At 74.6% G+C, this 26,781-nt stretch carries 23 protein-coding genes; 10 read left to right on the top strand and 13 right to left on the bottom strand.

Annotation, left to right across the window (positions count from 1 at the left end; translation table 11 throughout):
- The first annotated feature begins 5 nt into the window (after positions 1-5).
- The 4 genes from accC (at position 6) to aat (ending at position 5,664) form a co-directional block, all read left to right on the top strand.
- The gene (gene accC / locus D9598_RS04740; RefSeq protein ID WP_198365252.1) at positions 6-1,349 is read left to right on the top strand and encodes an acetyl-CoA carboxylase biotin carboxylase subunit; all 1,344 of its coding nucleotides are present in this window, start codon (positions 6-8) and stop codon (positions 1,347-1,349) included.
- Between the two features lie 203 nt (positions 1,350-1,552).
- Positions 1,553-4,201, top strand: a complete 2,649-nt coding sequence (gene mprF / locus D9598_RS04745) for a bifunctional lysylphosphatidylglycerol flippase/synthetase MprF (RefSeq protein WP_198365253.1) — start codon at positions 1,553-1,555, stop codon at positions 4,199-4,201.
- 30 nt (positions 4,202-4,231) lie between these two features.
- Positions 4,232-4,960 carry an AcvB/VirJ family lysyl-phosphatidylglycerol hydrolase gene (locus D9598_RS04750; protein ID WP_198365254.1) on the top strand — a complete coding sequence of 243 codons (729 nt, stop codon included), beginning with the start codon at positions 4,232-4,234 and terminating at the stop codon, positions 4,958-4,960.
- A gap of 44 nt (positions 4,961-5,004) precedes the next feature.
- Positions 5,005-5,664, top strand: a complete 660-nt coding sequence (gene aat, locus D9598_RS04755; RefSeq protein WP_198365255.1) for a leucyl/phenylalanyl-tRNA--protein transferase — start codon at positions 5,005-5,007, stop codon at positions 5,662-5,664.
- Between the two features lie 24 nt (positions 5,665-5,688).
- Here aat and D9598_RS04760 read toward each other — a convergent pair whose 3' ends face one another.
- The 7 genes from D9598_RS04760 to D9598_RS04790 all read right to left on the bottom strand — a co-directional run bounded on the left by D9598_RS04760 (position 5,689) and on the right by D9598_RS04790 (position 11,366).
- The gene (locus tag D9598_RS04760) at positions 5,689-7,116 is read right to left on the bottom strand and encodes a trehalose-6-phosphate synthase (protein WP_198365256.1); all 1,428 of its coding nucleotides are present in this window, start codon (positions 7,114-7,116) and stop codon (positions 5,689-5,691) included.
- Entirely contained in the window at positions 7,104-8,900 is a 1,797-nt protein-coding gene (locus D9598_RS04765) for a glycoside hydrolase family 15 protein (protein WP_198365257.1), read from the bottom strand. Before D9598_RS04765 ends, D9598_RS04760 begins: the two co-directional genes overlap by 13 nt.
- Complete coding sequence (gene otsB / locus D9598_RS04770) at positions 8,897-9,706, bottom strand: trehalose-phosphatase (protein WP_198365258.1); 810 nt, start codon at positions 9,704-9,706, stop codon at positions 8,897-8,899. The genes D9598_RS04765 and otsB overlap by 4 nt, the downstream gene beginning before the upstream one ends.
- Before the next feature lie 122 nt (positions 9,707-9,828).
- Entirely contained in the window at positions 9,829-10,221 is a 393-nt protein-coding gene (locus tag D9598_RS04775) for a DUF2155 domain-containing protein (RefSeq protein WP_232476904.1), read from the bottom strand.
- Positions 10,221-10,457, bottom strand: coding sequence for a hypothetical protein (locus D9598_RS04780; RefSeq protein ID WP_198365259.1), 237 nt, complete (start codon positions 10,455-10,457; stop codon positions 10,221-10,223). Before D9598_RS04780 ends, D9598_RS04775 begins: the two co-directional genes overlap by 1 nt.
- Positions 10,454-11,017, bottom strand: a complete 564-nt coding sequence (gene mlaD, locus D9598_RS04785) for an outer membrane lipid asymmetry maintenance protein MlaD (protein WP_232476905.1) — start codon at positions 11,015-11,017, stop codon at positions 10,454-10,456. The genes D9598_RS04780 and mlaD overlap by 4 nt, the downstream gene beginning before the upstream one ends.
- The gene (locus D9598_RS04790; RefSeq protein WP_198365260.1) at positions 11,010-11,366 is read right to left on the bottom strand and encodes an NADH:ubiquinone oxidoreductase subunit NDUFA12; all 357 of its coding nucleotides are present in this window, start codon (positions 11,364-11,366) and stop codon (positions 11,010-11,012) included. Before D9598_RS04790 ends, mlaD begins: the two co-directional genes overlap by 8 nt.
- Before the next feature lie 216 nt (positions 11,367-11,582).
- Between D9598_RS04790 and D9598_RS04795 the strand changes: the two genes are divergently transcribed.
- The 6 genes from D9598_RS04795 (at position 11,583) to D9598_RS04820 (ending at position 17,895) form a co-directional block, all read left to right on the top strand.
- Positions 11,583-13,193 carry a hypothetical protein gene (locus D9598_RS04795; RefSeq protein ID WP_198365261.1) on the top strand — a complete coding sequence of 537 codons (1,611 nt, stop codon included), beginning with the start codon at positions 11,583-11,585 and terminating at the stop codon, positions 13,191-13,193.
- Between the two features lie 55 nt (positions 13,194-13,248).
- Positions 13,249-13,722, top strand: a complete 474-nt coding sequence (locus D9598_RS04800) for a RidA family protein (protein ID WP_198365262.1) — start codon at positions 13,249-13,251, stop codon at positions 13,720-13,722.
- Positions 13,719-14,153 carry a GNAT family N-acetyltransferase gene (locus D9598_RS04805; RefSeq protein ID WP_198365263.1) on the top strand — a complete coding sequence of 145 codons (435 nt, stop codon included), beginning with the start codon at positions 13,719-13,721 and terminating at the stop codon, positions 14,151-14,153. The genes D9598_RS04800 and D9598_RS04805 overlap by 4 nt, the downstream gene beginning before the upstream one ends.
- Before the next feature lie 35 nt (positions 14,154-14,188).
- Positions 14,189-15,628, top strand: a complete 1,440-nt coding sequence (locus D9598_RS04810; protein ID WP_232476906.1) for a YcjX family protein — start codon at positions 14,189-14,191, stop codon at positions 15,626-15,628.
- Positions 15,625-16,665 carry a DUF697 domain-containing protein gene (locus tag D9598_RS04815; RefSeq protein ID WP_198365264.1) on the top strand — a complete coding sequence of 347 codons (1,041 nt, stop codon included), beginning with the start codon at positions 15,625-15,627 and terminating at the stop codon, positions 16,663-16,665. Before D9598_RS04810 ends, D9598_RS04815 begins: the two co-directional genes overlap by 4 nt.
- Before the next feature lie 66 nt (positions 16,666-16,731).
- Entirely contained in the window at positions 16,732-17,895 is a 1,164-nt protein-coding gene (locus D9598_RS04820) for a GNAT family N-acetyltransferase (protein ID WP_198365265.1), read from the top strand.
- Between the two features lie 1,024 nt (positions 17,896-18,919).
- On the opposite strand, the gene D9598_RS04825 is transcribed toward D9598_RS04820, so the two are convergent.
- The 6 genes from D9598_RS04825 to crtI all read right to left on the bottom strand — a co-directional run bounded on the left by D9598_RS04825 (position 18,920) and on the right by crtI (position 26,770).
- The gene (locus D9598_RS04825) at positions 18,920-20,212 is read right to left on the bottom strand and encodes an aldehyde dehydrogenase family protein (RefSeq protein ID WP_198365266.1); all 1,293 of its coding nucleotides are present in this window, start codon (positions 20,210-20,212) and stop codon (positions 18,920-18,922) included.
- 70 nt (positions 20,213-20,282) lie between these two features.
- Positions 20,283-21,518, bottom strand: coding sequence for an FAD-dependent oxidoreductase (locus D9598_RS04830; RefSeq protein ID WP_198365267.1), 1,236 nt, complete (start codon positions 21,516-21,518; stop codon positions 20,283-20,285).
- Positions 21,515-22,660 (bottom strand): glycosyltransferase family A protein, encoded by a 1,146-nt coding sequence (locus tag D9598_RS04835; RefSeq protein WP_232476907.1) that lies wholly within the window; start codon positions 22,658-22,660, stop codon positions 21,515-21,517. Before D9598_RS04835 ends, D9598_RS04830 begins: the two co-directional genes overlap by 4 nt.
- Positions 22,657-23,514, bottom strand: a complete 858-nt coding sequence (locus D9598_RS04840) for a lysophospholipid acyltransferase family protein (protein WP_232476908.1) — start codon at positions 23,512-23,514, stop codon at positions 22,657-22,659. Before D9598_RS04840 ends, D9598_RS04835 begins: the two co-directional genes overlap by 4 nt.
- Positions 23,511-25,184 carry an NAD(P)/FAD-dependent oxidoreductase gene (locus tag D9598_RS04845; protein WP_198365268.1) on the bottom strand — a complete coding sequence of 558 codons (1,674 nt, stop codon included), beginning with the start codon at positions 25,182-25,184 and terminating at the stop codon, positions 23,511-23,513. The genes D9598_RS04840 and D9598_RS04845 overlap by 4 nt, the downstream gene beginning before the upstream one ends.
- Complete coding sequence (gene crtI / locus D9598_RS04850) at positions 25,181-26,770, bottom strand: phytoene desaturase family protein (protein ID WP_198365269.1); 1,590 nt, start codon at positions 26,768-26,770, stop codon at positions 25,181-25,183. The genes D9598_RS04845 and crtI overlap by 4 nt, the downstream gene beginning before the upstream one ends.
- Positions 26,771-26,781: the final 11 nt, after the last annotated feature.

Raw genomic sequence — 26,781 nt, forward strand, 5'->3', positions numbered from 1 at the left:
GCCCCATGTTCAGGAAGGTGCTGATCGCCAATCGCGGCGAGATCGCGCTGCGCGTCCATCGCGCCTGCCAGGAGATGGGCATCCGCACCGTGGCGGTGCATTCCACCGCCGACGCCACCGCCATGCATGTGCGGCTGGCCGATGAGAGCGTCTGCATCGGCCCGCCCGCCGCGCGCGACAGCTATCTCAACGTCGCCGCCATCCTCTCCGCCGCCTCGATCACCGGGGCGGAGGCGATCCATCCGGGCTATGGCTTCCTCTCCGAGAATGCCGGCTTCGCCGAGATGGTGGAGGCGCACGGCTTCGCCTTCATCGGCCCCTCGCCGGACCATATCCGCATGATGGGCGACAAGATCGCCGCCAAGCAGGCGATGCGCTCGCTCGGCGTGCCGCTGGTGCCGGGATCGGATGGCGAGCTGGCCAGCCTGGAGGAGGCGCGCGAGGTCGCCGAGCGGATCAGGTATCCGGTGCTGATCAAGGCGGCCGCCGGCGGCGGCGGGCGCGGCATGAAGGTCGCCCATTCGGCCGAGGAGCTGGAGGAGGCCTGGCGCGTCGCCCGCACCGAGGCCAAGGCCGCCTTCGGCAACGACGCGGTCTACATGGAGAAGTACCTCGACCGGCCGCGGCATATCGAGCTGCAGGTGCTGGCCGACGCGCATGGCCATGTGGTGCATTTCGGCGAGCGGGACTGCTCGCTGCAGCGCCGCCACCAGAAGCTCGTGGAGGAGGCCGGCTCCCCCGCCCTGACCGCCGCCGAGCGCGACGCGCTGGGCGCGCAGGTGACGGCCGGCCTGGCCAAGCTCGGCTACCGCAACGCCGGCACGCTGGAGTTTCTCTGGCAGGACGGGCAGTTCGCCTTCATCGAGATGAACACCCGGCTGCAGGTCGAGCACCCCGTCACCGAGATGGTCTGCGGCATCGACCTGGTGAAGGAGCAGCTGCGCGTCGCCGCCGGCGAGGCGCTGGGCTATGGCCAGTCCGACATCACCTTCAGCGGCCATGCCATCGAATGCCGCATCACCGCCGAGGACCCCGAGAGCTTCGCGCCCAGCCCGGGCCGGGTGAACACCTATCACGCGCCGGGCGGGCTCGGGGTGCGGGTCGATAGCGCGCTCTATTCCGGCTATTCCGTGCCGCCGCACTACGACAGCCTGGTGGCCAAGCTGGTGGTGCACGGCAAGACCCGCGCCGAGGCCATCGCCCGCATGCGCCGGGCGCTGGGGGAGATGGTGGTGGACGGCATCCGCACCACCCTGCCGCTGCACCAGCGCATCATGGCCGATCCGGAATTCCAGTCGGGCGACTACACCATCCACTGGCTCGAGCGTTTCGTCGGCCTGAAGACCTGAGCGCCGTTCCGGCCCCCCCCCGGGACCGCCCCCGGGACGGCCCCCGGGACGGCCACAGGGTCGCCATCCTTTCGCGCTCCTGTCTCCCGCGCGCCTTTTCTGCGCGCGGCCGGGCAGCCGACAGGCCGTCCCGCCGTTTGCCTCTGCGGCCCTCCTTCTCCGCCGCCTGGCCGGTGGGGGAGGCGCGTTGATCGGGAAGAGTGATGAACGGGTTCACGGCCGCCCCTCCGGCGGCGAGCGAAAGCGGGACGGAGGGCGGCGACGGCCTCGACGCCGGCACGCGGCGGGCACGGCGCTGGGCCCTGCTGCGGCCCTGGCTGGTGCTGGCCGGCTCGGTGGCGATGGCCGGGCTCGGCCTGCTGGCGCTGCACGCGCTGTCGCGGGAGCTCGACTACAACGCCATCACCGCCGCCCTGGCGGCGCAGCGGCCGGCGGTGCTGCTGGCGGCGGTGGCCGCCACGGCGTTGAGCTATGCCGCCATGACCGGCTACGACATCTCGGCGCTGCGCCATGTCGCGCCGGGGCGGGTGCCGCCGCGCATCGCCGCCCTGGCCGCCTTCTGCGGCTTCGCCCTGAGCAACACGGTCGGCGTCGGCACCTTCACCGGCGGCGCGGTGCGCTGGCGGATCTATGCCGCGGCGGGGCTGGAGCCGCCGCGCATCACCCGCGCCATCCTGTTCGTCACGGCGAGCTTCGTCCTCGGGCTCTTCGCGGTGGCCGGCCTCGGCCTGCTGCTGGAGGCCGACCGCATGGCCGAATGGTTCGGCCTGCCCGCGCCCCTGCTGCGGGGCCTGGCGCTGGTGGGACTGCTGGCCCTGGCCGGGGCGGCGGTGGCGGGGCGGATCTGGCGCGGGCGGCGTCTCGGGCGCTTCGTGCTGCGTGCCCCGCCACTGCGGCTGGTTGCCTTCCAGGGCCTGGTCTCGCTGGTCGATATCGGCGCCGCCGCCGCCGTGCTCTGGCTGCTGCTGCCGCCGGGGGCGGTCGACCTGCCGGCCTTCATGGCGCTCTACGCGGTGGCGATCGCCATCGGCGCCGCCAGCCACCTGCCGGGCGGCATCGGCGTCTTCGAGGCGGTGGTGCTGCTGGCCTTCCGCAACACCGCGGTGCCGCTGGATCAGGTGGCGGCCGCGCTGGTGCTCTACCGCGCCATCTACTTCGCCCTGCCGCTGGCCCTCGCCCTGCTGCTGCTGGCCGGCTTCGAGGCCAGCCGGCGGGCGCATCTGCTGGCCGGCGGCACGCGGGCGGTGCGCGCCGCCACCCGGCTGATGCCGCGCTTCCTGGGCGCCACCGCCTTCGCCGCCGGCGCGGCGCTGCTGCTGGGGGGCGTCACGCCGCCGCTGGGCGACTCGCCGGGTCTGCTGGCGCCCGCCCTGCCGCTGCCGGTCTTCGAACTGTCGCATCTGCTGGCCAGCGTCGGCGGGCTGGCGCTGATCTTCGTGGCGCACGGGCTGGTGCACCGGCTCGACGGCGCCTGGTGGCTGGCCCTCGCCCTGGCGGGCGGCGGGCTGCTGCTCTCGCTGGCCCGCGGCGGCGGCATGGTGGAGATCGGCCTCCTGGTGCTCCTGGGCCTCGCCCTGCTGGTCTCGCGCCAGCGCTTCGACCGCCGCGCCCGCCTGCTGGCGCCGAGCCTGACGCCCGGCTGGTGGCTGGCGGTGGCGGCGGTGGTGGCGGCGGCGGCCTGGCTGCTCTTCTTCGCGCATCGCGATGTCGACTATTCGCGCCAGCTCTGGTGGCAGTTCGAGCTGGATGCCAGCACGCCGCGCGGCATGCGCGCCACGCTCGGCAGCGTGCTGGCGCTGTTCGCCGCCGGCCTCTGGGCGCTGCTGCGCCCGGCCCGCAGCGCCATCCACCCGCCGACGCCGGAGGAGATGGCGCGCGCCGTCGCCATCGTCGAGGCGCAGGACCGGGCGGATGCCAATCTCGTCCGCATGGGCGACAAGGGGCTGCTGTTCTCCGAGGCGGGGGATGCCTTCATCATGTACGGCCGGCGTGGCCGCTCCTGGGTGGCGCTGTTCGATCCGGTGGGGCCGAAGCAGCGGGGGCTGGACCTGGTCTGGCGCTTCGTCGAGATGGCCGACGCGCAGCGCGGCCGCGCCGCCTTCTACCAGGTGCGGCCGGAGAACCTGCCGCTCTACATCGACGCCGGGCTGCAGCCGCTGAAGCTGGGCGAGGCGGCGCGGGTGCGGCTCGCCGCCTTCGACCTGAAGGGCCGCGCCCGGCAGTCGCTGCGCAGCGCGCTGAACCGGGCGGAGCGCGAGGGGCTGCGCTTCGAGGTGGTGGAGGCGGCCGGCGTGCCGCCGCTGCTGCCCGAGCTGGCGGAGGTTTCCCGCCTCTGGCTCGATCAGCACAAGGCGCGCGAGAAGGCCTTCTCGCTCGGCGCCTTCGATCCGACCTATGTCGCCGCCCAGGGGGTCGCGCTGGTGCGCGGGCCGGAGGGCCGGCTGATCGCCTTCGCCACCCTGCTGGAGACGCCGGGTCCGCGCCACGAGATGTCGATCGACCTGATGCGCCACCGCCCGGACGTGCCGCCCGGCACCATGGACTTCCTCTTCCTGCGGCTGATCCTGCGCGCGCGGGAGCAGGGCTATGCCTGGTTCGACCTCGGCATGGCGCCGCTCTCGGGTCTGGCGGCGCACCGGCTGGCGCCGGTCTGGTACCGGCTGGGCGGGCTGGTCTTCCGCCGCGGCGAGCGCTTCTACAACTTCCGCGGCCTGAGGGCCTTCAAGGAAAAGTTCGAGCCGGAATGGGAGCCGCGCTACCTTTGCACGCCGGGCGGGCTGGACCCCTGGGTGGTGCTGGCGGATGTCGCGGCGCTGCAATCGGGCGGGCTGCGGGGAGTGATCGGCAAATGAGCCGGGGAAGCGAATGAGCCGGGGAAGCGAATGAGCCTGGGAAGCACGGGGCGGCGGGGACTGATCCTGGGTGGCGCGGCGGCGGCCCTGGCGCCGCTGCCGGCGCGCCCCGCCCTGGCGCAGCGCGACACCTCGAAATGGCTGATCGAGCTGCCGGCCCGGCCGATGCGGGGGGAGACCTTCGCCATCATTCTCTCGGGCGACGGCGGCTGGCGCGACCTCGACCGCACCGCCGGCCGCTACCTGCGCGACGCCGGCGTCCCGGTGCTCGGCTTCGACTGCCTGAACTGGTTCTGGACCCCGCGTTCGCCGGCGGAGGTGGCGGCCGAGCTGGACCGTGTCATCGCACTCTATGCCGAGGCATGGAAGGCGCCGAAGGTGGCGCTGATCGGCTATTCTTTCGGCGCCGACGTGCTGCCCTTCGCCTGGAACCGCATGACGGAGGCGAGCCGCGCGAGGACGGTGCTGATCTCGCTCCTCGCCCTCGGCAAGAGCGCCGCCTTCGAGATCCGGCTAGGCGATTTCATCGGCCTCTCGCGGCCGGGGGAGCTGCCGACGGCGCCCGAGCTGCCCGGCCTGCCACCCGCCCTGGTGCAGTGCACCTACGGCGCGGAGGAGGAGGAGGACACCGCCTGCAAGGCTTTCCAGGGCACGCCGGCACAGATCATCCGCACCAGCGGCGGCCATCATTTCGACGAGGATTACAAGGCCCTGGCGCGACGCATCCTGGCGCGGCTGCCCGGCCGCGAGGGCGGCTGAGCGATGTCTGGCGCGGCCCTCCTCTCCGCGCCATGATACGCGCCATGTCCCGCCGTCCGGTGGAAATCACGACAGAGCTGCTGCTCCGCGCCTATCGCGCCGGGCTTTTCCCCATGGCGGAGTCGCGCGCCGGCGACCGGCTCTACTGGCTGGACCCTGAGTTGCGGGGCATCCTGCCGTTGCACCGCTTCCACCTGCCGCGCCGGCTGCGCCGCACCGCCCTCAACGGGCCCTACACCGTCACCGCCGACACCGCCTTCCCCGCGGTGATCGCCGCCTGCGCCGCGCCGGCGCCGGGGCGCGAGGACAGCTGGATCAACCCGGAGATCGAGCGGCTGTTCAACGCCCTGCACGCCAGCGGGGAGGGGCATTCGGTGGAGGTCTGGCAGGAGGGCGCGCTGGTCGGCGGGCTCTATGGCGTGGCGCTCGGCGGCGCCTTCTTCGGCGAGAGCATGTTCAGCCGGGCGCGGGACGCCTCCAAGGTGGCGCTGGTGCATCTGGTGGCGCGGCTGCGGCTCTGCGGCTTCACCCTGCTCGACACGCAGTTCACCACCGGCCATCTGACGCAGTTCGGCACGATCGAGATCCCCCGCGCCGACTACAAGGCGCGGCTGGCCGAGGCGCTGGTCCGGCCGGACGCCTGGCGGCCCGATCCGCCCGGCGTGGCGGAGGAGATCCGCCGGATGGGCGAGGCCCCGGCCTGACGGCGCCTCGCCCCGGTTCTCCCCTCAGTTCCGCGTCGGCGCCGGGCTGAAGGTTTCCGCTTCCGGCAGGGACAGCTCCTCCAGCTCCGCCAGGAAGCTCTCGGCCCAGCTGGTGGCGGTCTGCTCCTCCAGCCCGCGCATCATGCTCTCCCAGCGCTCCTTCCTCTCGGCCAGCGGCATCCGCAGCGCCTGGTCGAGCTTCTCCGCGATCGCCTCGGCGTCCAGCGGATTGACCAGCAGGGCCGTCTCCATGGTCTCGGCCGCGCCGGCGAAGCTCGACAGGACCAGCACGCCCGGATCCTCCGGATCCTGCGCCGCGACATACTCCTTGGCCACCAGGTTCATGCCGTCCCGCAGCGGCGTCACCAACCCCACGCGCGCGGCGCGGTAGAAGCCCGCCAGCGTCTCGCGCGCCACGGCGCGGGCGACATAGCGCACCGGGGTCCAGTCGAACTCGGCATAGTCGCCGTTGATGCGGCCGGCCAGGGTATCCAGCTCGCGGCGCAGGTTGCGGTAGGTGGCCACCTCGTTGCGGCTGCGCGCCGCGACCTGCAGGTAGGTGACCTTGTTCAGGTGCTCGGGGTAGTTGGCCAGCAGCGCCGCGAAGCCGCGCATGCGGTGCGGCAGGCCCTTGGTATAGTCGAGCCGCTCGGCGCCGACGATCAGCGCCCGCCCGCCCATGCTGGCGGCGAGGCGCTGGGTGTCCGGCCCGAAGGCCGCCTTGCGCGCCAGGGTGGCGAAGCCGCGCGTGTCGATGCCGATGGGATGGGCGGAGAGCCGGGCGCGGCGCGGCGTCCCGTGCAGCTCGCCACGCACGCTGCCGGTCGCGTCGGGGGTCAGGCCCAGCCCCTCCTGGAAACAGTTGATCAGCCCGCCAAGGTCGCGGCGGGTCTGCACGCCGACGAGGTCATAGGCCAGCAGATCGCGCAGCAGCCGCTCGGCGTCCGGCAGGGCCGAGAGCACGGCGAAGGGCGGGAAGGGGATGTGCAGGAAGAAGCCGATGCGCTGGCGGGCGCCAAGCGCGCGCAGCTCGGCCGCCATCGGGATCAGCTGGTAGTCGTGGATCCAGATGGTGTCGTCGGGGTGCAGCAGGGGCAGCAGCGCCTGGGCGAAGTCGCGGTTCACCTTGCGGTAGGATTCCGCTTCCTGGCGGTTGTACTCCATCAGGCCGAGCCGGAAGTGGAAGAGCGGCCAGAGGGTGTTGTTGGAATAGCCGGCGTAGAAGCCCTTATGGTCGGCTTCCGTGAGGTCGATGGTCGCGTAGTCGATGCCGGCCGAGCGAACGCGGCGCGGCTCCAGCCCGGCATCCTTGCGGGTCTCGCCGCTCCAGCCGAACCAGAGCCCGCCGCTCGCCTTCAGCATGTCCTTGAGCGCGACGGCGAGGCCGCCCGCCGCCGGTTCGCCGCGGCGCGGCACCGCGACGCGATTGGAGAGGACGACTAGCCGCCCCACAGACCGTGCTCCCACGAACGGCTCAGACGCATCGCCGAGAGGATCAGGCCAACATGGGAATAGGTCTGCGGAAAGTTCCCCCAGAGCCGGTTCCGCCTCGGATCGAGGTCTTCCGCCAACAGCCCCAGGTGATTCCGGCACGACAGGATCCTCCCAAACATGGCGCGCGCCTCCTCCATCCGTCCGGCGGCGGCGAGGGCGTCGACGTACCAGAAGGAACAAACGAGGAAGGCCGTTTCGGGTTTCCCGAAATCATCGGCCATGTCGTAGCGGTGGAGCAGCCCGTCATGCACCAGCCGCCGCCCGATCAGATCGAGCGTGCCCAGGAAGCGCGGGTCGGTCGCCGGCAGGAAGCCGATCTCGGGCAGCAGCAGCAGGGCGGCGTCCATGCCGTCGCCCTCGAAGCTCTCGACGAAGCTGCCGAGCTCCGGGCGCCAGGCCTTCTCGCAGATCACCGCATGCAGCTCGCGCGCCGACTTCGCCCAGCGCTCCGCCCGGTCCGGCAGGCCGAGATAGCGGGCGATGCCGGCCAGCCGGGCCATGCCGGCCCAGCACATGGCGGCGGAGAAGGTGTGGATGCGCTCCCGGCCGCGATATTCCCAGATGCCCGCATCCGGCGTCAGCGCCCGTGCCTCGGCCTGCTCGCCCAGCCGCTCCAGCAGGCGGAACAGCGGCTCGCCGGCCGGGCGCGGCAGCCGCTGGTCGAAGAACATCTGCGCCGCCGCCATGATGACGGAGCCGTAGACGTCGTTCTGCACCTGCTCCGCCGCCTGGTTGCCGACGCGCACCGGCCCCATGCCGAGGAAGCCCGGAAGCTGCTCCTCGATCCGTTCCGGCATGGGCAGGGAGGGCACCAGCGGGTAGCAGGGCCGCAACACGCCGCCCTGCGAGATCGCCACCACGTTGGTGACGTAGCGGATGTACTCCTCCATGGTCCGCGTGGTGCCGAGGCGGTTCAGCGCCTGCACGGTGAAGAGCGCGTCGCGCAGCCAGCAGTAGCGGTAGTCCCAGTTGCGCTCCGTGCCCGGCGCCTCGGGGATCGAGGTGGTCAGCGCCGCGACCACGGCGCCGGTTTCCTCGAAGGTGCAGAGCTTGAGGGTGATGGCGGCGCGGATCACCTCCTCCTGCCACTCGAAGGGCAGGTGCAGGCCGCGCGTCCAGTTCAGCCAGTAGGTCTCCGTCTCGCGCAGCATCTCCTGGCCGACCGAATCGACATTGTCGGAGATGGTCGAATCCGGGCCGATCAGCAGCGTCACCGGCTGGTCGAGCAGGAAGGGCGCCTCCTCCGACAGCAGGGCCAGCGGCACGTCGGTCGTCACCCGCAGCACCTGGTCCTCGGTGATGTAGCGGAGGTGGTTGGAGCCGGCGCGGCGGGCGGGCCGGTCGCGGCCCCAGTGCGAGCGCGGCCGGATGCGCAGGCGGATCAGCGGCGCGCCGGAGAGCGGCTCGATGCGCCGCACCAGCATCGCCGGGCGGTAGCTGCGGCCGTGCAGCGGGAAGCGGGGCGCCGCGTCGGTGATCCGCAGCCGGTTGCCCTGCTCGTCCTCCAGCTCGGTCTCCAGGATGGCGGTGTTGCGGCGGTACTGCTGGCGCGAGGGGGTGCCGCCGCCCAGCAGCTCGCAATCCATGAAGCCGTCCTGCGGCTCCTCGCCGCCGAGCAGGGCGCAGAAGATCGGGTCGCCGTCGAAGCGCGGCCAGCACAGCCAGGAGCAGCGGCCCTGCCGGTCGAACAGGCCGGCGATGATGCCGTTCCCGACCGGCGCGAGATCCAGCGGCTGGCTCACGCGGGAAGCTCCGCGGCCAGGCGCCCGAGCCAGGCATGCACCGCCGCCGGTCCGGGGAAGGACAGGGGGATGCGGTATCCGGTGCCGCCGAGGGCGCGGCAGGCCTCGATGCCGTACTCGTCGGTCACGTCATCGCCGATGAAGACCGGGACGCGGCCGGCGAAGGGGGGGTGGCGCATCAGCCAGGTGACGGCGGTGCCCTTGTCGGCGCTCCGCGGGCGCAGCTCGGCGGCGGCATGGGCCGGCAGCACCTGGAAGGCACCGGCCGCCTCGGGTCGCGCCACAAGCTCCTGGAGGAAGCCGGTGGCGGCCTCGCCCAGCGCCGGGGCGGCGCGGAAATGCAGCACGAAGCCGTGCGCCTTCTCCTCCAGCAACAGGCCGGGCCGCGCCGCCGCCCAGGCGGCCGCCTCGGCACGCCAGGCGGGCGGGGGCGAGGGCGGCGGCGGCATCGGCGGGATCGTGGCGCCGGGCCAGCGGGTGGCGAGGGCCGAGGCATCGATGATGGTGCCGTGCTCGGCCGCGAAGGCGATGGGCGGGACCGGGCCGGTGGCGGCAAGGCCCCCAGCGGCGAGCGCCCGCGCCACATCGAGCCCGCGCCCGGTGACGATGGCCACCGCCCCCTCCAGCCCCGCCGAGAGGCGGGCCAGGAGATCCGGCAGGTGCGGCGGCACCACGACGGCGTCCGGACGCGGCGCGATCTCGATCAGCGTGCCGTCGAGATCGAGGAACAGGGCGGCCCGCGGCCCCGGGCTGGGGGGGCAGGGCGTCCCGTCGGAGGGGCTCCCGGAGGGAACGGTCTGCTGCATGCCTGTTCCTATGGCCGCAGTGGCGCCGATGGAAAACCCTCGGCGAGCGCTTTCCGGCTGCGGAACCGCACGGCGCGGTTGGCTTTACCCCGCGGTCACGGGATCGTGTAGCCGCCGCCGGCTCAGCGGCAGGACAGCACCCGGAGGTCGTAGACGGGATGCTCCAGCATGGCGATGCCGGGCGCGTTGGCGAACATCCAGCCCTGGAAGACCGGCGTGCCGCCACTGTCGTTGCGCGTGTCCTCCACCTGCAGCCAGGCGGCGGCGTCGGGCACCTCCTCCGGGGGACGGGCGTTGCAGGCCCGGACGATGACGCGCAGCGTGCCGAAGCTCACCGGCTGGTTCACCGGCGCGTCCACGATGGTGATGCGTGCCGTGACCTTGTCCAGCGCCTGCAGCGAGGCGGTCCGCTTGGGCACCCAGCCGGCATCCTGCTGGGCGGCGGCGGGGAGAGGGAGCGCCAGCGGGGCGGCGAGGGCGGCGCCCAGGGCCAGGCGCATCAGAACCGCACGCATCAGTCAGGCGCGCCCCCGCCACGGCGCGGGCTGGGCAGGGCATTGACCAGATCCGTCAGGATGCGGCGCATGGCCGCCTCGTCCACGCCCATCAGCACGGCGTCCTCCAGCATCTCGCCGAGCAGGGTGGCCGCCTCGGCATGGTTCTCGGCCAGCACCTTCAGCTTCTCGCGGCAGGCGACCGGCTGGCCGTCGGCGCCGGGCCAGCGCGCCGGCGGGACCGGAGCGCCGCTCATGGCCGGGCCGGCGGCGCCGCAGGGGCCGGGGAATTGGCCGGGGGATTGGCTGGGGCATTCTCCTCCGGGTTCCGCTGGTTGTTCGCGTTCAGCTCGGTGACCGAGAAGATGAAGCGGCCGAGCAGGGATTCCAGGCTCACCGCCGACTGGGTGATCTTGATCTCGCCGCCATCGGCCAGGTTCCTGTCCGAGCCGCCCGGCACCAGCGCCACGTACTTGCCGCCCAGCAGGCCATCCGAGGTGATCTCGGCCGAGCTGTCGTCGGGGACGTGGATGTCGCCCTGGATCTGCATGCGCAGCACGGCCAGGAAGGTCTGCGGGTCGATGCGCTGCTCGACCACGCTGCCGATCTTGACGCCGCCGATGCGGACGTCGGCGCCGGGGGTCAGGCCGTCGATCCGGTCGAAGCGGGCGGTCAGGGTCATGCCGCCGGCCCCCAGGCCGAGGCTGCGCCCGGACTGGCCAAGCGCATAGACCAGGAACAGCGCGGCCACCGCGAGGACGATCGCGCCGGTCAGCACCTCCGCCCAGCTGCGCCGCTGCATGACACGTTCAGCCATGGGGGGTCCAGGCGTCATAGTCGCCGGCCGAGACGGGGCGGCGGCCACCGGCAAAGTCGTGGCCCGAGGGGCGGTAGGCGCGCGGCGTGCCGGTCAGGTTCGGCTGGTGCTCCTGCTGCCACGGGAAGCGCTTCTGCTCCGGCAGGGGCGCGTCGGTCACGTGGTGCAGCCAGCAATGCCACTCGGGTGGCACGGTGGTCGGGTCGGGGGCGCCGGAATAGAGGACGAAGCGGCGCTTGCGGCCGTAGCCCAGCCAGGACTTGCGGCTCTCGTAATAGGCGTTGCCGAAGCGGTCGGTGCCGATCTTGCTGGCGGAGAGGCCAGTGGTCAGCCGCTGCAGGAAGGACATGTCTCGGTCGGTTCCATAGTCTGGCACGGCAGGGGCCGCGCGCGGGGGGGAGGACACGCTTGCCGGGCCTCCTTCGCATAGGACGGGGGCGAGGGGAAGCGGCGCGGTCCGGCGGCGGCATCCCGGCCGCCGGCCACGCCTATAATGCGCGGGGCGGGGCGGATTTGCCACCGGAGCCGACTTTCGTCCGGCGCGGCCACCGCATAGCATGCATGCATGGCACGGATCGCAGGCACATCCTGGGAAGGCATCGCGCTGCGGCGCGTCCGCGCGGCGGCGGACCCGGACGCGCCGCAGCGTCCGGTGGCGGTGCCCGCCGGCTGGGACGACGCGGCGGCCGAGGCGCTGGCGGCGCTGGCGCCGGGGCAGGGCGCCGTGACCCTGCCGGGGCTGGCCGAGGCCTGGATCGACCGCCTGCTGGAACGCGGCCGCGAGCCCGTGGCGCTGCCCGGCGGGGGGGAGCTGCCGCTGCTCGACCCTGCGGAAGCCCCGCGACTCGCCGCTGCCCTGCGCCGCCTGCTGCTGGCGCGCCGCGCCGCGCCTGGAGCCTCCACCTGGGCGGGGGCCTCCACCTGGGCGAGCGCCCCGGCCGGGAAGGGCGAGGCCCGGGCGGAGCCGCGCTTCGTGCTCAACCTGCCCGCCTTCCTCGACGAGGCGGGCGGCTTCGACATTCCCGGCTATCAGGCGGCCGTGGCCACCGGCCTGCAGGCGCTGGAGGTGCTGACGGGCGGCCGCGCGCTGCGCCTTCGCCTCGGTTTCGCCGACCTCGCCGGTCTGCTGGCGGCGCTGGGACTGGACTACGACTCGGCCGCGGCGCGGGATGTCGCCGCCGCCCTGGCCGCGCTGACCCGCGGCGCGGCCGAATCCGCCAGCGCCCAGCTGGCCGAGCGCCTGGGCACGCGCGAGCCGCCCGCCCTGCTCTGGCCGGCGGCGCCCTCGCGCTGCGCCGTCCCCGGCCTCGCCGCTGCCGCCCGCCGCGCCCTGGAGGCGGCCGGGGCCACGCGCGGCCTGCGCCACCAGGGCTGCTTCATGCTGACACCGGCCGATGCCGCCGAGGCGCTGCTCGGCGCCGAGACCGGCGGCCTGGCCCCGGCGCCCGGCGCCACCCGGCTGGTGCGGGAGGCCGGCGGTGACGTCGCCGAGCGGCCCACCCTGGCCGCGCGCCGCGCCGCCGCCCTGCAGGGCGAGGCCCGCGCCCTCGCCCTGCTGGCGCCGCAGCCCGATTCCGCGCGGGTGGCGATGGACGCCGCCATCCGCCCCTATCTGCATGCCGCCGCGCCGGCGCCGCTGGCCCGGCCGGAGCCGGCCCGGCCCTTGCCGCCGCCGCGCCCGGCGGTGGCGCGCAGTCATCTCTGGAAGGTGGTCGTGGGCGGCCAGCGGGTGACGCTGCGCGGCAGCGAGGCCGCCGATGGCAGCCTGTCCGACATCGCCCTGTCCGTCGGCCGCGACGGTGCCGGCGGGCGCGGCCTGCTGGAAGGCCTGCTGCAGGCGGTGAACATCGGCCTGGCGCGGGGCGTGCCGCTCTCCGACTACGTGTCGAGCTTCGCCTACAGCCGCGACTGCGTCACCCGCTCCGGCCCGGCCGGGCCGGTGGAGGGCGACCCCGAGATCCTCAGCGCCACCTCGGTGCTGGACTGGGCCTTCCGCCGGCTGGCCATCGCCCAGCTCGGCGCCGCCGAGGCGCTGCGCCTGTGGCCGGACCCGGTGCCCGAGGACGGCGTGGAGGCCGGGTTGCCGCCCTCCGACCGCGGGCCGCTGCTGCCGCTCGACCTGCCGGCGCAGCCCTCGCCGGCGGCGCGGCGGCGCACCTTCCGCCTCGTCGGCTGATCCCGCTTCCCGATTCCCCCCTGCTTCCCGCTGAGCCAGAGAAGGAGCTGTCCCCATGGCCGGACGTATCGCGGCGCGCCTCGCCGAACTCGGCATCGCCCTGCCCACCCCGGCGGCGCCGGTCGCCAACTACGTGCCCTTCACCGTGACCCTGGAGGGGCGGCTGGTCGTCGTCTCCGGCCAGGTGCCGACGCGCAACGGCGTGGTGGCGCATACCGGCAAGCTCGGCGCCACGGTCAGCCTGGAGACCGGGCAGGAGGCGGCGCAGCTCTGCCTGATCAACGTGCTGGCGCAGTTGCAGGCGGCGGTGGGCGATCTCGACCGCGTCACGCGCGTGGCGCGGCTGGGCGGCTTCATCGCCTGCGTGCCGGAGTTCACCCAGCACGCGCAGGTCATGAACGGCGCCTCCGATCTCGCCGTCGCGGTCTTCGGCGAGGCCGGGCGGCATGCCCGCAGCACCATCGGCGTGCCCAGCCTGCCGATGGACGCCGCCGTCGAGGTCGAGGGGATGTTCGAGATCGCCCCATGAGCGGCCCTCCCGCCATCGAGGTGACCGATGCCGAGGGCGCCGATGGCGGCGTGGTGCTGCGCGGCATCCTCGACTTCAACGAGGCGGCGGTGGGGCCCTCCGGCCGCCGCCCGCTCTCGGTCCTGGTGCGCGACCCGGAGACCGGCGCGGTGCTGGGCGGTCTGACCGGGCGCACCGACAAGGGCTGGCTGTTCATCGAGCTGTTCCATCTGCCCGAGGCGCTGCGCGGCGGCGGCCTCGGCGCGGCACTGCTGGCGCGGGCCGAGGCGGAGGCGAGGGCGCGCGGCTGCGTCGGCGCCTGGCTCGACAGCTACAGCTTCCAGGCGCCGGCGTTCTACCGCAGGCAGGGCTATACCGAGTTCGGCCATGTGCCGGACAATCCGCCGGGCCATACGCGGCACTTCTTCCGCAAGGTCTTCGCACCCGGCTGAGGCCCGCGCCGCGGCGCGGGTCTGGCCGCGGCGCCATGCGCTCCCCACATGGGCAGGGCCAGGAGCGGGACGGGAGGCAGATGGCGGCGGGGATCGAGCAGATCGGGCATGGGCTGACCCGGATCACCACGGAGGCGGAGCGCCTCCTCAACGAGACCACGCTGCGCCTGGCCATCACCGGCCTCAGCCGCTCCGGCAAGACGGTCTTCATCACCTCGCTGATCGCCAATCTCCTGGCCCTCGGCCGCGGCCGCGACACGCTGCCGGCGCTGACCCGCCACATGGCGGAGCAGGGCCGGCGCATCGAGGCGGTGCGGCTGGAGCCGGCCGGCACCCAGGCGCTCGACTGGTTCGATGCCGCCGACAAGCTGCGCGATCTCGCCGGCGCCAGCCCGCACTGGCCGCCCCGCACCAGCGATCTCGCCAGCACCGCGCTGACGCTGACGGTGGAGCGCGGCGGCACCTGGCGCGGCCTGCTGCCCTCCCGCCGCATCCGGCTGGAACTGCTCGACTATCCCGGCGAGTGGCTGCTCGACCTGCCGCTGCTGGACCAGGACTTCTCCCAGTGGTCCGCCGCCACCCTGGCACTGCTGCGCCGCCCGCCGCGCAGCGCCGTGGCGGGGGAATTCATGGCCTTCCTGGCCAGCCTGCCGCCGGAGGCGCCGGCGGAGGAGGCGGTGGCCCGGCGCGGCTACCTCCTCTACCGCGCCCTGCTGACCGAGGCGCGCGACCGGCTCGGCCTGCGCTGGCTGCAGCCGGGCCGCTTCCTGGTGCCAGGCCCCAAGGGCGAGAGCCCGCTCATGTGGTTCTTCCCCTGTCCGGGCGAGGGCGCGCCGGCGCCGGGCAGCCTGCGCGACCTGCTGGCCCGGCGCTTCGAGGCCTATCGCGACGACATGCGGCAGAGCTACTTCGACCCCTGGTTCGCCCGCTTCGACCGGCAGGTGGTGCTGGTCGACGCGCTGGGCGCGCTCTGCGCCGGGGAGGGCGCCTTCGAGGACACGCGCGAGGCGGTGGCGCAGATCGCCCGCGCCTATGACGCGCGCTCCCGCTCGCGCTGGCTCGGCCTGCCCCTGCTCCGGCGCGTCGCCTTCGTCGCCAGCAAGGTGGACCATGTGCCCGCCGCGCAGCGGCCGGCCTTCGAGAGCCTGTTCCGCGGCATGGTCGCCGTGCCGGACGGGCGGATGGTCACGCATCGCGCCGTCTCGGCGCTGCGCTGCACGGAGGAGGCGCCGCCGGCCGCGCCCGGCGGGGCGCCGGTGGTGCAGGGCGTGCCGCTGGGCGAGAACCGGCGCCGCCCCTTCCGCCCCGGTCATATCCCCGCCGCCCCGCCGCCGCCGGGGGACGCCTTCTGGCAACGGCCCTATTTCGAACTGCCGGTGTTCCGCCCGCCGCTGATCGATCCGGACGGGCGGGAGGGTCTGCCGCATATCGGCATGGATGAGCTGATCACCTGGCTGCTGGAGGATGCGCTGTGAGCCTGCCGCCCCGGGCCGCCGGTCCCGAGTCCACCGGTCCCACGCCAGCGCACCCTCGGCCCGGCTCCGCCCCGGGCTGGGCCGACGAGCCGCGCGCGCCGCAGCCCCTGGATCCGTCCCTGGCTCCGTCCCTGGAGGCCGCCCTGCCGCCGCCCGGCCTCGGCCCCGCCTGGCTGGACCCCGGCGACGGCCCCCGGAAGGGCGGGGAGGGGCCGATCCGCCATGGCGAGCCGCTGGTGCTGAGCCTGCCGGAGGCCGCGCCCGGCGCCGGCTGGCTGGCCTCGCTCGGCACGCTGGGTGGCGCGGCGGCGCTGCTGGTGCTGGGGAGCTTCGGCCTCGGCCTGGGGCTGATGCTGGACGATCTCTTCGCCGCCTCCCCGGTGCTGGGCTGGCTCGGCGCGGCGCTCGGCCTGGGCGCGGGGGGGCTGGCGCTCTGGGGGCTGGGGCGGGAGTGGCGCGCGCTGCGCCGGCTCGACGCGCTGGACGGGCTGGCCCGCGCGTTGCGGGAGACGCCGGACGCCGCCCGGCCGCCACCCGCCCTGCTGCGCTGGGCCGATGCGCTGGCGCTGCGCCTGCCGGAGGCCGAGGCGGCGGTGGCCGAACTGCGCAAGGCGGCGAGCATGGGCGAGGCGCGCGGCCTGCTCCGTGCCGCGCTGATGCCGGTGCTGGACGCGCGGGTGCGGGCGCTGGGCGGGCAGGCGGCGCGGCAGGTCTTCCTGGCCACCGCCGTGATCCCCTCGCCGGCGCTGGATGCCGCGGCCATGGCCTGGATCGGCCTGCGGCTGATGCGGCAGGTGGCGGTGCTGCATGGGGTGCGGCCGGGGATCGGCGTGCTGTGGCGCCTGCTGCGGCGGCTGGCCTTCTCGACGGGGCTGACGGTGGGCACCGAGATGGTGGTGGAGGCCGGGGTGGAGCAGCTGGTCGAGGGCCACGCGGCGAAGCTGGCCGGCGGCGCGGCCGGGGCGGCGGTGGCGGCGCGGCGGATGCTCCGCCTGGCGGCGGCGACGGGGGAGGCCTGCCGGCCGGTGCCGCGCTGACCCGGAGCGCCCGCCGCCGGCCGCGGCCCTTGCGATCGGGCGCGCCGGCCGCACATGCTGCCCATCATGCCTGATGCCCCGCCACAGGAGCTGACCCTCCGCCTGCACCCCGCCATCGCGGAAATCTCCGCGACGGAATGGGATGCCTGCGCGGGGGATGAGAATCCCTTCGTCAGCCACGCCTTCCTGGCGGCGCTGGAGGAGAGCGGCTCGGCCGGGCCGCGGAGCGGCTGGCTGCCGCAGCATCTCGCCCTGCGCGACGCCGCCGGCCGGCTGGTCGCCGTCGCGCCGGCCTATGCCAAGAGCCATTCCTACGGCGAGTATGTCTTCGACCATGCCTGGGCGGAGGCGTTGGAGCGGGCGGGGGGGCAGTACTACCCCAAGCTCCAGGTGGCGGTGCCCTTCAGCCCGGTCCCCGGCGCGCGCCTGCTGTGCCGGCCCGGCAGCGGCGTCGGGCCGGAGGCGGTGGCGCAGGCGCTGGCCCAGGTGACGGAGGCGCTGGGCCTCTCCTCGGCCCATGTCACCTTCTGCACGGACGCGGAATGGCGGGTTCTGGGCGAGGCCGGCTGGCTGCGGCGCCTCGGCACCCAGTTCCACTGGAGCAACGCGGGCTACGGCGATTTCGAGGATTTCCTCGGCGCCCTGTCCAGCCGCAAGCGCAAGCAGCTGCGGCGCGAGCGGCGCGAGGCCCGGGCGGCCGGCCTCACCTTCCGCACGCTGCGCGGCGCCGAGATCACGTCGCGCCACTGGCAGGCCTTCCACCGCTTCTACCGCGGCACCGTGGACCGCAAATGGGGCAGCGCCTATCTCACCGCCCGCTTCTGGCCGCTGCTCGCCGAGCGGCTGGGCGAGCGCGTGGTGCTGATGGTGGCCGAGCGCGCGGGCGAGCCGGTGGCCGGCGCGCTGAACCTGATGGGACGGGACACGCTCTATGGCCGCAACTGGGGCGCGGCCGAGGAGACGCCCTTCCTGCATTTCGAGCTCTGCTACTACCAGGCCATCGACTTCGCCATCGCCCAGGGGCTGCGGCGGGTGGAGGCGGGCGCCCAGGGGCAGCACAAGATCCAGCGCGGCTACCTGCCGGTGCCGACCTATTCGGCGCATCTCATCCGGCATGGCGGGCTGCGCCGGGCCGTGGCCGCCTTCCTGGAGCGCGAACGCCCGGCCATGGAAGCCGAGATGGCGGAACTCGCCGCCGCCTCGCCCTTCCGCGCGGCGGGCGAGGCATAGCCTCGGGATGTAACCCCGGAGCACTTTCCCGGGCGCCCGCCCTGTGGCAAGGACGGGCCGGATGCGGACGTGGCGAAACAGGTAGACGCAGCAGACTTCCATTGGAGTGCCCGCGGGGAAACCCGCGGTGCAGAACCGCTCAAAGTCGGGGAAAGCTAACGGGCCCGCCGGCCCCACGCCAATCCCGAGCCAAGCCTCCGGCGGAGACGGCGGAGGAAGGTGTAGAGACTGGACGGGCGGCGCCTAAAGCCCCGGCGGCGTGCGGTGCCGGCCCGGCGGCCAGGGTGAAGGGACAGTCCAGACCACGAACGCCGCGAGGCGGCGGCGAAAGCCGTGGTGGTACGAAAATCTGCCTCCCCTCGGGGATTGCGGGTTCGAGCCCCGCCGTCCGCACCATGCCACCGCCGCCGGCCGGTCGCGGCAGGCGCCTGAGGAAGACGCGGGACAGGCACGTCTAACTCCGTCGGGACCGCTCCGCGCGGGGCGGCGCGCGATGCGGTCGGAACGTCCGGAGACGCATGCCTAATGTCGGACGCATGCCTGGCCTTGCCGGAGCAAGGCCCGGGGCAGGCGTGGCGGCGTCAGTCGGCCGCGCGCAGGTGCGGCAGGCCCTGCGGCCAGTCCCGCTCCATCAGCGAACGGGCATAAAGTCCGCCTCCAACGAGGGCGGCAACGACAGTCACGAAGAGAATAGCGGACATGGGTAGGCCCCTTGATCCTTTGGTCCCGCCGCTGGATTGCGCCGGTAAGGTGAATATAGGGAGCCACTCCTTGCCAAAGCCTTGCGCATTTCGCGGGTGCAGCAATCGCGGGTGCATAGCTTCTCAGTCATGCTTTTCATGCATGGCAGCTCGAACATCTATCTTATACAAGAATGGCTCGCGCCAGAGCCGCGCACCCTGACCTGCGCCGTGGCGGACCTAGAGCGTTTTCCGTTCGCCCTGGCTCACGGCACACGCTCTGGCCATTTGTTTTTGCGAGCATCTTCACCCGATCAGGTGGTTCCACCTGATCGGGATCCGCTCTAGCGCAGCAGGCGGCGCGCCAGCCGCAGGGCGCGCTCCCCGCGGGGCGGATCGAGCAGGCGGGAGAGGGACAGCGGCCCGTGCCGCACCCGCGCCTGCCAGTCGCTGAAGGCCTCGAAGCCGGCGCGGCCATGATAGCGCCCGAAGCCGGAGCCGCCGCTGCCGCCGAAGGGCAGGCCAGGAAAGGCGGCGAACTCGACGCAGCGCTCCTCGACGATCGCACCGGCCCGGCAGCCTGCGGCGACGGCGGCCGCCTCCGCCCGGCCGGCCCCGAAGAGATAGAGCGCCAGCGGCGCCGGCCGGGCCGACACCCAGGCCAGGGCGGCGGGCAGGTCGGGCAGCGCCCGCACCGCCAGGCTGGGGCCGAAGATCTCGCCCGCCGCCGCCTCCCCCTCGTCACCGATCAGGACGATGCCGCCCGGCAGCGCCTCGCCGCCGCTGGCGAGCCGCGCCTGCCGGGCCCGCTGGGCGGGCAGGACGGCGCTTTCCAGCCGCACCGGGCTGGCCCGGCAGGCGGCGGCGAAATCGGCGGCGGCATGGCCGACCAGCAGGACGGTGTCGGGAGCGACGCAGGTCTGCCCGGCATTGATCGCCTTGCCCGCCAGGATGGCCCCGGCGGCGCGGCGCAGGTCGGCGCCCGGCAACACCAGGGCGGGACACTTGCCGCCCAGCTCGAGGGTCAGGGGCGTCAGCCGCTCCGCCGCGCCGCGCATCACCGCCCGGCCGGTCTCGCCGCCGCCGGTGAAGACCAGGTGATCCCAGGGCTGGGCGGCGAAATCGGCCGAGACCGCCGCATCGCCCTGCACCACCCGCACGACATCGGGGCCGGGCGCGGCGGCCAGCAGCTCGGCCAGCAGGGCGGCGGTGCGCGGCGCCTGCTCGCTCGGCTTCAGCACCACGCGGTTGCCGGCGGCGAGCGCCTCGGCCAGGGGCCAGAGGCTGAGCTGCACCGGGTAGTTCCACGGCGCCATGACGCCGACCACGCCCTTCGGCACCGGCCGCGTCCAGGCCAGGGCGGGCTGGAAGACCAGCGGCACCGGCACCCAGCGTGGCCGCGCCCACCAGCGTAGCCAGCGCCGCGCCCGCCGTGCCGCCTGCGCCGCCACCAGGACATCGGCGATCAGGGTCTCGACCGTGGCGCGTCCGCCGAAATCGGCATCGGCGGCGGCGGCCAGGGCCTCGGCGCGGCGGATGGTCTCGCGCGCCAGGGCGGCGAGATGCGCCCGACGCTCCGCCAGGGTCAGGCGCGGCCGGCCGCGCAGCGCCGCCAGGGCGCCCGCCGCCTCGCTCACGCCGCCCCCATCCTGCGGCCCCCCATCCTGCGGCCCCCCATCCTGCGGCCCCCCATCCTGCGGCCCCCCGTCACGCGGCCAGCGCCCAGCGGCCGGCCCGCTGGCCGGAGCGGACGGCGGCCTCGATGGTGGCCGGCAGCACCGGCTCCATCCAGTCCCCGGCCAGCATGAGGTTCTCCGCCGGATGCGGCGGCGGCGGCGGGGGCTGGTCCGGCTCGTGCAACGGCGTCGCGCGGTGTTCCTTCACGATGCGCCAGGGCGGCGGCGCTTCCGGCCAGGGGCCGGGGAGGCCGGCGGCCAGCGCGGCCTCGCGCAGCTCCCACCAGATCGCCGGCGCCTTGGCCTCGGCGTCGCGCAGCAGGGCGGCGGTGGCGGCGCTGACCGTCACCGCCACGCCGCCGGGCCGCACCAGAACCCATTGCGAGAGCCCGCCGAGCAGGCCGAGGAAGCGCGGCCCGGCGCCGCTGGCATGCTGGAAATGGAGGTTCAGGATCGGGGCGTGCCGCTCCGGCACGCGCAGGCCGGGCAGCAGCCGCACCGCCTCCCAGGGCGGCACCGCCAGCACCACGCGCTGCTCCGGCGCGATCGGCATCCGCGCCGCGCCGAAGCGCAGATGGGTGAGGCGGTGACCCTCGCGCTCCAGCCCGCGCAGGCGGTGCCCCGGGCGGATCTCGACGCCGCGCCGGCGCAGCAGGGCCAGGGCGGGCTCCACCAGGTCCGGCCCCAGCCCGCGGCGCGCCACGTAGAGGCGGCAGGCCTCGGGCCGCCACAGGCGCCGCAGCACCGCGCCGAGGCGCCGCAGCCCGGCCTCCTCGACCGGGGTGTTGAGGGCGGCCAGGGTCAGCGGCTCGACGAAGCCGCGCAGCAGCTCGGGGTGGCGGTCGAAGGCCTGGGCCACGGTGACATGGCGGCCGGGCAGGGCGGCCCGCAGCAGGGCGAGGAAGGCGGCCGCGCCGAGGCCCGGGGGCCGCCGGTCCGGGCGGCGCCAGAGCCGTGGCGCCAGCGCCACGTGATGCAGCCGCGCGGCGACGAGGTCATAGACCGGCAGCGCCTCCGGCTCGGGCTCGATCCAGTCGGTGCGGGCGCCGATCTCGTCCAGCAGGGCGAGCGCGGCGGGATTGGCGCCGATCAGCGCATGGGTGCCGTTGTCGCCGCCATCCGGCAGGGCGCGGGCGCGGCCCCCGGCGCCGGGGCTGGCCTCGTGCAGCACCACGGCGCGGCCGGCCCGGCTCAGCGTCAGCGCGGCGGCGAGGCCGGCCAGCCCGGCCCCCACGACATGCACCGGCAGCCCGCGGGCGCGCATCATGCCATGCCCGCCGGCGCGCCGCCGGGAGGATCGCCCGAGGTGCCGCCCGGGGAGGCGCCGTAGCGCCGTCCCTTCCAGGTCGGCGCGCGCCCCAGCAGCGGGGCGGACAGGGCGTACCACTGGATCGCCAGCGCCGTGGCGACGGTGGCGGGGTGCAGCGGCACCGTCCACCAGGGCTCGCGCATGCGCCAGGTGATGGCCGCGCGCAGGCCGAGGGAGAGCAGCACGGCCAGCAGGGCGCGGGGGTCCGGCAGCAGCGCCCAGGGCAGCAGGTGCGCGCCGCCGAGCACCAGGGTCCAGACCGGCAGGCCCATCGGCGTCGCCATGCCCTCCCGCGCGTTCTTGGCGAAGCCGCCCCAGGCGTCGCGCAGCCCGTGATACATGCGGCATCGCGCCAGGCGACTGCCATCCACCACCTCGGTGCGCAGCCCGGCGGTGCGCAGCCGGCGGGCGAGGGCCAGGGCGTCGTGCAGGATGCCGGGCGCCGCCGCATGGCCGCCGGCGGCGCGATAGGCGCGCGCCTCGACCAGCACCAGCTGGCCGCAGGCGGCGGCCAGGGCCGGGCTCGCGGTGAAGGCGCGGCCGCCGCCGGGCAGGTAGCCCAGCATCAGCAGGTTGATGGCCGGCACGGTCAGGCCCTCGCCCAGGCTTCCCATCTCCTGGCGCGGCACGCCACTGACCAAGGCGAGGTCCCGCTCCTCCGCCCGGGACGCCAGGGCGGCGGCGGCGGTGGGGCCGAGGCGCACGTCGGCGTCGATGAAGAGCAGGTGCGTGCCGCGCGCCGCCTCGGCCAGCCGGGCGCAGGCATGCACCTTGCCCGTCCAGCCGGCGGGAAGCGGTGGCGCCGCCAGCAGGCGCAGGCGCGGCTCGCCCGCCAGCATCCCGCGCACGATGGCGGCGGTGCCGTCGCGGCTGCCATCGTCCAGCACCACCACCTCGATCGCCGTGCCGGTGCTGGCCAGGGCGGCGGTGACGCAGCGGGCGATGCGCGGCGCCTCGTCCCGCGCCGGGATCAGGATGGAGACCAGGGTGCCGGGCGGCGGCGTGCCGCGGGCGCGCGGCAGGCCGCGCAGGTTCCCCGCCGCCATGACGGCCGGCAGGGCGGCGAGGCCGAGCGACAGCCAGCCGGCCAGGGCGCTCAAGGGCCGGACCCGGCGCCGGGTCCGCCGCCAGGCTGGTGGTGAGGAGGCTCGTGGGGGCGGGACTCATGTCGCGGATCGAAGCGGCGGCCGGCCGTCCAGGCCCGCGCGCGCCGCCAGAGGTCGTAGATCCCGCCCATGCCTTCCCCCCCCTGCTGCACCAGTACGAAGCGGGCCGGGTCGCGGCTGACGGCGTGCTCCGCCAGCCGGTCCATCGCCGCCGCCAGGGCCCCGGCGAGGGCCGCGGCCCGCTCAGGCCGAGGCATGGCGCGCAGCGCGGCGCCTGACAAGGGCGGACCGAAGCCGGCCAGCATCTCGGCGCGGCGCTCGGTCCAGAAGGGGTATTCCAGGGCGAGCGGCAGGAAGGCGGCGTCGGGGGCCAGCTCGGCCAGCCGCACCAGGCCGGGCGCGATCGGCACCGGGCGCTCGCGGACATCGGCGAAGCGGCCGGGAGCGTTCATCCAGAGCATGGCCTCGGGCCGCGCCAGCACGCCCCCGGCGGTGCGCAGGAAGGCGACGGCGCCGCGCGGCGAGTCGCGCTCGACGCCGAAGACGCCGATGCGGCGCATGAAGCCGTAGCGGGCCAGCGCCGCCGCCTCCATCGGGATGACCATCGGCCGGCCGGGGAAGAGCCGGCGCGAGAGCAGCATGAAGGCCACCCCGTCCCACCAGGAGGCGTGGCTGGCATAGACCACCAGCGGCACACCTGGCGGGGGCGCCGGCCGGGCATCGCGGGCCAGCCGCAGGGCCCGCATGTGGCGCCGGGCGAAGCGGGTGAAGACAAGGTCGAAGAAGGCGATCCGGCGCCGGGAATAGAGCGCCAGGGGGTCCTTGCCGTCGGGGCCGCCGGGTTTCATTCCGCCGCCAGCGCCGCCTCCCGGCCCTGCTCGCCGGCGTCACGCTCGCTGGCATCCCGCTCGCTGGCATCCCGCTGGCCGGCCCGCTCCGCCGCCGGGCTCATGCCGCGCCCGCCGAGATCCCGGTCCAGTGCGTCGGCGGCGATCCAGCCGGACATCATCACCATCGGCATGCCCGGCCCCGGATGCGCGGCGCCGCCGGCGAGGTAGAGACCCTTCACCCCGCGCGCCCGGTTGCCCGGCTTGAAGGCGCCGGTCCAGCGGCCGTGGCTGGCCAGGCCGTAGATGGCGCCGTCCAGGACCTTGTAGCGCTCGTGGATGTCCTGCGGCGTCAGGTGCCGCTCCACCACGATGCGGCGCTCGATATCCTCGAGCCCGGCGGTGCGCTTCAGCTTGTCGAGGATCACCTGCCGGTAGGCCGGCAGCATCCGGGACCAGTCCTGGCCGGGACGCAGATAGGGCGTGTGCACCAGCACGTAGAGCGCCTCGCCGCCCTCGGGCGCGACGGTGGGGTCGGTGGCGGCGGGGGCGGCGAGGTAGGCGGTGGGGTCGGGGGCGGGGATGCCCTTCCGGTAGATGGCGTCGAACTCCTCCTCGGCATCGCGCGAGAAGACGAAGTCGTGGTGCGCCAGATGCTCGTAGCGGCGGTCGAGGCCGAGATAGAGCACCACGCCCGAGCAGGCCGGCTCGTGCTTGCGGCGGTGGTAGCGGCGGGCCGGGGCGCCGCCGACCAGCTCGGCATAGGTGCGGATGGCGTCCATGTTGGAGATCACCGCATCGGCCGGGATGCGCTCGGCCCCGGCGATCACGGCGCGCACCGTGCGGCCCCCGGCGGCGTTCTCGATCTCCAGCCCCGTGACCTCGCAGCCCGGGCGGAGATCGACGCCGAGCTCGCCGGCGACGCGCGCCAGCCCCTCGGCCACCGCGCGGGTGCCGCCGCGTGGATACCAGATGCCCTCGGCCGCCTGCATGTCGCCGATGCCGCAGAGCACGGCCGGCGCCAGATAGGGCGAGGAGCCGACATACTGGCAGTAATGATCCAGCATCTGCGCCAGCCGGGCGTCCGGCACATGGCCGCGGATCACCCGGGCCACCGTCTGGCCCATGCGCAGCGCCAGCACCTCGCGCAGCGTGTCGGGGCGGAGATTGGCGCGGAAGTCGAGCGTGTCGGCGATGCCCTCCACCGGCTTCCAGAAGAAGAACTTCTCCGAGATGCCGTGCAACTCGCGGGCGACGTCCTGGAAGCGGCGATAGCCCGCGCCATTGCCGGGCGCGAAGCCCTCCATGGCGCGGGCCATGGCGCCGACGTCCTGCATCAGGTCGATGCGCGAGCCGTCCTCGAAGAAGCAGCGCCACTGCGGGTCGAGCCGGAGCAGCGGCACCTCCGCCGCCGGATCGCGTCCGGCCTCGGCCAGGATGCGGCGGAGCACGCGCGGCATGGTCAGGATGGTCGGGCCCATGTCGAAGCGGAAGCCGCGCGTGTTGCCCCCCTCCGCGCCGGAGGCCTCCCCTCGGGCTCCCCCTGGGGCCGGCAGGTTCAGCACCGCCGCCTTGCCGCCGAGCCAGGGGTTCTTGTCCAGCAGGGTGACGCGGTGGCCGCGCGCCGCCGCCACCACCGCCGCGGCCAGCCCGCCCAGCCCGCCCCCGATCACCACCACCCGCGCGCTCATGCCGTCAACTCCCGTGAGGCCTCCGCCTGTCTCCCCTCCAGATCCGGCGGCAGGGCGGTGGGGATGCCGCCCAGGCCGAGGTCGCGCGCCAGCAGGTCGGCGCTGATGCGCGCGCCTTCGTAGATCACCGGCAGGCCGCTGCCGGGATGCGTGCCGCCGCCCACCATGTAGAGCCTCTCGGTGTCGGCGAAGCGGTTGCCGGGGCGGCGGTGCAGCATCTGGCCGAGATCGTGCGCCAGGTTGAAGGTGGCGCCGAAGCCCACGGCATAGCGCGATTCCCACTCCTCCGGCGTCACCATGCGCTCGTGCCGGATGCGCGACTCGATGTCCGGCAGGCCGAGCGCGGCCAGCCGCCGCAGGGCGAGCGCGCGGAAGGCGGGAGCGGCCCGCGACCAGTCGATGCCGGCGCGCAGGTTGGAGACCGGCACCAGCAGGTAGAGGCTGCTGTGCCCGGCGGGCGCCATGCCCGGATCGGTGGCGACGGGATTGTGCAGATAGAGCGAAGGCTGAAGCGGCAGGCTGCCGCCCTCGATCTCGCGCAGGTTGCCGCGGTAGTCGCCCGAGAGCAGCACGGTATGGTGGGCGAGGTCGGGGAAGCGGCCCTCCACGCCGAGATAGAGCATGAAGGTGGAGCAGGAATAGCGCGCCTCGCGGATGCGCCGGTCGGACCAGCGGCGGCGCAGCGCGTCGGGGATCAGCCTTGGCGCGGCATGGGCGAAGTCGGCGTTCATCACCACGGCGTCCGCCGCCAGCACCGCGCCGCCGACCCGCACGCCGGTGGCGCGGCGGCCCTCGAAGACGATCGATTCGACCGGGCAGCCCAGCCGGATCTCGGCGCCCAGCCGGCCCGCAACGCGCGCCATCGCCGCCGCCACCGCGCCGCAGCCGCCGCGCGGGTGAAACACGCCGTGCTCGTATTCCAGGAAGGAGAGGATGGTGAAGAGGCTGGGGCAGCGGAACGGGCTCATCCCCAGATACTTGGTCTGGAAGGAGAAGATCAGCCGGGTGCGCGGATCGCGGAAATGGCGCTTCAGCTCGGCATCCACCGAGAGATGCGGCCGCAGATGCGGCAGGGCGCGCAGCATGTCGCGCCCCAGCAGGTCGGAGGCCGAGGCGAAGCCGCGCTCCAGCACGGGGCGGAAGGCGGCGAGCTTCTCGCGGTTGGCGGCCATGAAGCCGGCCAGGGCGGCGCCGTCGCGCGGGTCGAGCTTGCCGATCTCGGCCGCCATCCGCGGCAGGTCGGGCGTCGCGTCGATGGTCGGGCCGCCCTCGAAGACCAGCCGGTACTGCGGGTCGAGCCGCTCCATCGGCGCCTCGGCCCCGAGATCGGCGCCACAGGCGGCGAAGATCTCCGCCAGGATGCGCGGATACAGGAAGAAGGTCGGGCCGAGATCGAAGCGATAGCCTTCTGGCGTCTCCAGGATGCGGCTGCGCCCGCCGACGACGGCATCCTTCTCGAGCACGGTGACGCGGGCACCGCGCGCCGCCAGCAGCATGGCGGCGGCCAGGCCACCGGGCCCGGCACCGATGACGACGACATGGGGCCGGGAGGCCGGAGGGTGGCCCGATCTGGAGAAAAGCTTCATGCCGGCCGCGT

Origin of the sequence: Roseomonas sp. KE0001 (assembly GCF_016107285.1) — a bacterium.
In the GTDB taxonomy this organism is placed as follows: domain Bacteria; phylum Pseudomonadota; class Alphaproteobacteria; order Acetobacterales; family Acetobacteraceae; genus Pseudoroseomonas.